Consider the following 6,016-nt stretch of genomic DNA (forward strand, 5'->3'; position numbering starts at 1 on the left):
TTAATACCATCTATTCTCCTCTACTATTTTCTGGTGCTCCTTATAAGTACGACTATAAATCACTGTACCATCTTCTTTTGCAAAGAAGTAATAGTAATCATGATGTTCATATTGAATACATGCTTCTATTGTGACTTTAGAGATTGTACTAATAGGTCCTACTGGTAATCCAGTATATTTATATGTATTATATCGAGAGTCAATTTGTGTATGTGAAACACTCACATCAACTCCAGTTCTTTGCCATGCATAATTCACTGTAATGTCACTTTGTAATAACATATCTTTATTTAAACGATTGATAAAAACACCTGCAATTTTAGGACGATCTTCATCAAATAATGATTCTCTTTCTACAATAGAAGCAAATGTTAAAAACTGATGTGGTGTCCAACCTAATTTTTCAATATCATCCTTATATTCAGATAAACGCTCATCCATCATATCTAATGCGAGTTTTGTCATACTTTTTAAATCAGGTTCCTGTTCTGTAATATAATAAGTTTCAGGATAGAGATAACCTTCCAATGGATATAAAATATCTTTATCTAAAATACTTTCATCTAAAAACCAGTATTCTTCAATTAATGACTGTAAATATTCCTGATCATCCCACTGCTTAATCACTTCATCAGCAGATATATTTAAAATTTCAGCAAAACTTTCAGCAACTTCTGGAATCGTTGTTCCTTCCTTAATTGTCAATTTAGACGACAATATATACTTAAAGTCTGGATTTTCAATAATAGAGAAAATCTCAGATAATGACATATTTTTATTGAGTACATATGTATTGGCCTGTAAACGATTATAGTGATTTAATTTGAGAAAAATCTGACCACATAATTTATTGTTCACAAGTCCAGCATCTTCTAAAGTATTAAGCATCTCTGAAGCTGTTGAACCTTGTTCAATGGTTACAATCACTTCTTCATCTTTTGATGAAGATGCAGAAATACCCCAATTATAGAAAACAATTATACCAATCATACAAGCAATAATGATGCCACCAACAATATAAATGATTTTTTTATTCTTCATAAAATATCCTCCATCATTTATTTATTATAGGTTATTTGACAGGATTTATCAACTTTCCTTCTTTTTTTATCATCATAGATAAAAAAAGAGCATAAAATGCTCTTATACACCTCTTCCTTCAATTAAGCAAACAGGCTCACTCACCATATAACTAAAATGTGTTTCAAAAAGAACACCTTTTGATTCACCACGTCTGACTTCAAACGATTCAATTGAACCACCTTTTTGAGAAGCCACAACAATATATTTATCAATCACAAGAATCATACTTACAGGTTTTTCATCTGTATCAGTGTTATCTACAGCTGTCAACATTCCTGTAGCCAGATCCACTTCAAAAGTTGTCACAGAGTCATGTCCACAGTTTGATACAAATAAGTAATCACCTTTTTCATTAATGAGAATATCACCAGCAGTATTTTGACCAATATATTCATCTGTTGGGTAAGTCTTGACTGTCTGAACAAAAGTAAATACGCCATCTTCATAACGATAAACATGAATTTCACTTGTTAATTCACTCAGAACATATGCAAATTGTCCATCTGGTGAAAAAATAATTTTCTTTGGTCCTGAACCAGGTTTCACTTTAAATGTTAATTCATCATTACGCTGAAGTCTTCCTTTTTCACCAATATCATAAAGAACAATTTCATCTGTTCCTAAATCACAAACAACTATCCATTTTTGATCAGGTGTAGCATCAATAAAACAAGGATGGGCTTCATTTTGACGTTTCTCATCTACGCTACTTCCCTGATGTTTAATTGTTTGTACAACTTTGACAATTTTTTGTTTCAATATTGGAATCACAACAACTTCACTGTTGTAGTAATCCACAGCATAGGCACATGTACGATCTTCATTAACATAACTGTCTACATATGTCTTTCCATGATCTGTTGATTTACCAGCCAAACCAAATTGTAGATCCATTGAAGCATATTGCCATAAACCACCATCAGTTGGTCTCCCTGTATTATTTTTATAACATACATAGATAAAACGTTCACGTTTAGAAATGGCTATTGGATTCGCTAATGATTTATAAAATTTCTTTTTTAAAATCTCACCATTATCAATATCTATATGAAAAACATAAATTCCTCTAGTTAAATCATTACCATAACTTCCTACAAAAATTGGCTTTACTTTTCGTTTCTTAAAAAACAATCCCATTTTTATCCTCCTTAATAAAGAAAGGTAACTTTCGTTACCTCCTGATACTAATCCATGTCTTGAGAGTTCTCATCTTCTTCATCTTCAGCCATAAAGCTATTGAAGACTTCTTCAATCATATCCCATTCATCAGGTGTTTCAATTGGATATAAATTCCCTTCATCATCATAAATAGATGAATAGACTTGAGCATCCTCATCATTTGCATCATAATATAAAACATATTTTTTTCCTGTATCTTCACTATCAAAAGTAAAGAGTACATCAAATTCTAATTCATTACCGTCATCATCAATGACTTGTATTTTATTAACGTCCATGACTATCTCCTTTGACCATCTAAGTATCCTTGTAAAATTTGTACAGCTGCCATTTTATCAATAACTTTTTTTCTTTTTTTGCGTGAAACATCAGCAAAAATCAATTGATTCTGTGCCATAACAGTTGTTAATCTTTCATCAACCAAAACAACCTCGACATCCATCATCTTTTCCAGCCTCTGTTTAAAAGCCATTGAAATTTGTGCTCTTTCCCCTAAATCCCCATTCATATGTTTGGGTAGACCAAGCACAATTGTATGAATATGATGTTCTTCAACAATCTGTTGAATATGTTTGGCAGCATCCTTATAGTTATTTTCTTCAAAACGATAGGTTTCTACACCATGGGCAAGCATACCAAGAGCATCACTCATCGCAATGCCGCAAGTTCTCGAACCTAAATCTAATCCTAATATTTTTTCCACTATTTAGACTCCAAATAAAATTTAACAAGTTCTTCAATAATTTCATCACGATCAATCTGTTGAATAATTGAACGAGCCCCTTTATGACTTGAAATATATGCAGGATCATTAGAAATCAAGTATCCTGCAATTTGATGAACTGCATTATATCCTCTTTCATCTAAAGCATTAGCAACTGTCATTAAATGAGAATGGATAACTTCTCTTTTAATTTCTTCAGAATTAAATAGACGTGTTTGAGTAAAATCTTTTCCCATTTATACGACCTCCCATCTATATAATCTATATTACACTAAATCATTGCAAATTGCTAGTAAAACTTAGAATTGCGCTTTGATTTGTGCGATAGCTTCATCCATATGTGAGCGATCAGCACATCCTCCTTGAGCAAAGTCTGGTTTTCCACCACCACGACCAGCAGTCACCTGATTGATTGTCTTGATCATCTCTCCTGCTTTATATCCAGCTTGAACCATAGATTTTGTTAATCCTACAAAATAAGATATCTTACCTTCATATTCATTGACCATAATCACAAAACCATGCTGTAACTGATCACGAAGGTCAAAAGCCATTTGTTTAGCTAAAGCAACTTCTTTAGATTCTTGAACATATAAGAATTGTACACCATTTAAATCAACAATATTTTTAGATTGTTCCTTTGCAGATAAAGCATTGATCTGATCTAAATATTGATCTCTTTCTTTTTTGATTTCATTAGTTTCTTCAATGAAATGTGTAACTTTTTCAATTGTTTCATTCTTATTTTTAATCTTTAATAAGTCTTGAACTTGATTTAAAAGTGTTTCACTATTTTTAAATGCCTGATAAGCCTGTAATGATGTAACAGCTTCAATACGTCTTACACCAGAACCTACACTTTCTTCACTGACAATTTTAAAGATTCCAATTTCAATACTATTAGAAACATGGCATCCACCACATAATTCCTTAGAATAATCACCAACGCTGACAACACGCACTTCATCACCATATTTTTCATCAAATAAAGCCATAGCGTCTGATTGCATTGCATCATCTTTACTCATTAACTGAATATCAACATTCAATCCATTGAAGATTTGTTCATTCACCTGATCTTCAACTTGCTGTAATTGTTCTAAAGTCATTTTTTGAGGATGAGTAAAGTCAAAACGTAATCTTTGATCATCTACATATGATCCAGCCTGTGAAACATGTTCTCCTAATACATTCTTTAAAGCTTTTTGTAAAAGATGTGTTGCTGTATGATTATGAGTAATAAATGCACGTTTTCTTGTATCAACATAAAGAGTTAATACATCTCCCACACGAATTGCACCTTTTTTAACGTTAACTATGTGTAAATGTTGTTGATGAGGTGCTTTATGAACATCTTTAACTTCAATTTCTGTAGAATCATTAGACATCATTCCTGTATCAGCACATTGTCCACCCATTTCAGCATAGAAAGTTGTCTGATCTAAAATGATTTCACCTTGGCTATCAATCACATCACATTTCACACCCTCTTGGAATGTCGCAATGACTTTCGCCTGAATTGGTGTTGGATTATAAATAAATGTAGATGGGGCATCAAACGCCATTAAATCAGGTTTTTGTGATGACATAGATTCTAAATCACCACGAGCATTACGTGCACGTTCCTGTTGTGCTTTCATTTCTGCTTTGAAACCTTCTTCATCCACTTCAAAACCAGACTCTTCAGCAATTTCCACAGTTAATTCTAATGGGAAACCATATGTATCATATAATTTAAAAGCATCTTGACCATTTAATAAATGATTTTGGCTTTTTTCTAACATTTGATTTAATAGTTTTTCTCCATTAGATAATGTCTTATGAAAAGCTTCTTCTTCTTTTTTAACTAAACCACTTACATATTCCACTTTAGCAGGTAGATAATCATAGAAATCTTTCATGATATCCGCAACCACACCAACAAGTTCATACATAAATGAATGATCAATACCAATCTTTTTACCATAACGTACTGCACGTCTTAAAATTCTTCTTAAAACATAACCACGTCCAGCATTATCAAATAATGCACCATCGCTTAATGCAAAAGTCACAGTACGAATATGATCGGCAATCACACGATAAGCCATTTTATTTTCTTGATATGGAACCTTTGCAAGCTTTTCAGTCGCATGGATAATAGGTAAGAATAAATCAGTATCAAAGTTTGTTTCTCCTTCTTGAATAATGCTGACTAATCTTTCTAATCCCATTCCTGTATCAATATTTTTTTGTGGTAATTCTTTATATTCTTTACGATCAATAGCTGGATTGCAGTCATATTGTGAAAAGACAACATTCCATACTTCAATGTAACGATCATTTTCCATTTCATCAAAGAATAATTTTTCTCCTAATCCTTCTGGATCATATTTTTCTCCACGATCATAGAAAATTTCTGAATCTGGTCCCCCTGGACCTTCACCAATTTCCCAGAAATTATCATCTGTTTTTAAAATATGACTAGGATCAACATGACAAACTTCTGTCCAGATACGATAAGCTTCTTCATCATCAGTATAAACACTGATATAAAGTTTATCCTTATCAAAACCAATCCATTCAGGACTTGTTAAAAACTCCCATGCAAAAGGAATAGCTTCTGCCTTAAAGTAATCTCCAATTGAGAAGTTTCCTAACATTTCAAAGAAAGTATGGTGTCTTGCTGTTTTCCCAACATTTTCAATATCATTTGTACGAATTGATTTTTGTGCATTCGCAATACGATTACATGCTGGCTTTTCAGTTCCATCAAAATATTTTTTTAATGCTGCAACCCCTGCATTGATCCATAATAATGTTGGATCATTATGTGGGATTAATGATGCTCCAGGTTCAATCATATGTCCTTTTGATTTGAAAAAATCCAAAAACATTTGTCTGACCTGATTACCTGTTAATTGTTTCATGATTTTCCTGGTATATTATAATTGACTCATTTATCAGTCATTAAAATATACCTTCTCCTTTCTATCAACTTTATTAATACGTAGTTGATGACGTTTAGGTTTATATGTAAAATTGAAATAT

At 32.1% G+C, this 6,016-nt stretch carries 6 protein-coding genes; all 6 read right to left on the minus strand.

Annotated features, from left to right (window positions below; translation table 11 throughout):
* The 6 genes from mltG to alaS all read right to left on the minus strand — a co-directional run bounded on the left by mltG (position 1) and on the right by alaS (position 5,895).
* Entirely contained in the window at positions 1-1,041 is a 1,041-nt protein-coding gene (mltG, locus tag B5G32_RS03470) for an endolytic transglycosylase MltG (protein WP_087935860.1), read from the minus strand.
* Between the two features lie 102 nt (positions 1,042-1,143).
* The gene (locus B5G32_RS03475) at positions 1,144-2,220 is read right to left on the minus strand and encodes a lactonase family protein (RefSeq protein ID WP_087935861.1); all 1,077 of its coding nucleotides are present in this window, start codon (positions 2,218-2,220) and stop codon (positions 1,144-1,146) included.
* A gap of 47 nt (positions 2,221-2,267) precedes the next feature.
* A complete protein-coding gene (locus tag B5G32_RS03480) occupies positions 2,268-2,540 on the minus strand; it encodes a DUF1292 domain-containing protein (protein ID WP_087935862.1) in 273 nt (90 codons plus the stop codon).
* Between the two features lie 2 nt (positions 2,541-2,542).
* A complete protein-coding gene (gene ruvX / locus B5G32_RS03485) occupies positions 2,543-2,965 on the minus strand; it encodes a Holliday junction resolvase RuvX (RefSeq protein WP_087243146.1) in 423 nt (140 codons plus the stop codon).
* Positions 2,965-3,222: an IreB family regulatory phosphoprotein gene (locus B5G32_RS03490; protein WP_087243145.1), complete on the minus strand. Its 258-nt coding sequence runs from the start codon at positions 3,220-3,222 to the stop codon at positions 2,965-2,967. The genes ruvX and B5G32_RS03490 overlap by 1 nt, the downstream gene beginning before the upstream one ends.
* Before the next feature lie 63 nt (positions 3,223-3,285).
* Positions 3,286-5,895 (minus strand): alanine--tRNA ligase, encoded by a 2,610-nt coding sequence (gene alaS / locus B5G32_RS03495; protein WP_087935863.1) that lies wholly within the window; start codon positions 5,893-5,895, stop codon positions 3,286-3,288.
* Positions 5,896-6,016 lie beyond the last annotated feature (121 nt).

Source organism: Massilimicrobiota sp. An80 (assembly GCF_002159255.1).
GTDB classification, from domain to species: domain Bacteria; phylum Bacillota_I; class Bacilli_A; order Erysipelotrichales; family Coprobacillaceae; genus Allocoprobacillus; species Allocoprobacillus merdigallinarum.

Excerpts from the sequence above, each read along its gene's own strand:
- mltG (WP_087935860.1), bottom strand. The coding sequence starts at position 1,041 with ATGAAGAATAAAAAAATCATTTATATTGTTGGTGGCATCATTATTGCT.
- B5G32_RS03475 (WP_087935861.1), bottom strand. The coding sequence starts at position 2,220 with ATGGGATTGTTTTTTAAGAAACGAAAAGTAAAGCCAATTTTTGTAGGA.
- B5G32_RS03480 (WP_087935862.1), bottom strand. The coding sequence starts at position 2,540 with ATGGACGTTAATAAAATACAAGTCATTGATGATGACGGTAATGAATTA.
- B5G32_RS03490 (WP_087243145.1), bottom strand. The coding sequence starts at position 3,222 with ATGGGAAAAGATTTTACTCAAACACGTCTATTTAATTCTGAAGAAATT.
- alaS (WP_087935863.1), bottom strand. The coding sequence starts at position 5,895 with ATGAAACAATTAACAGGTAATCAGGTCAGACAAATGTTTTTGGATTTT.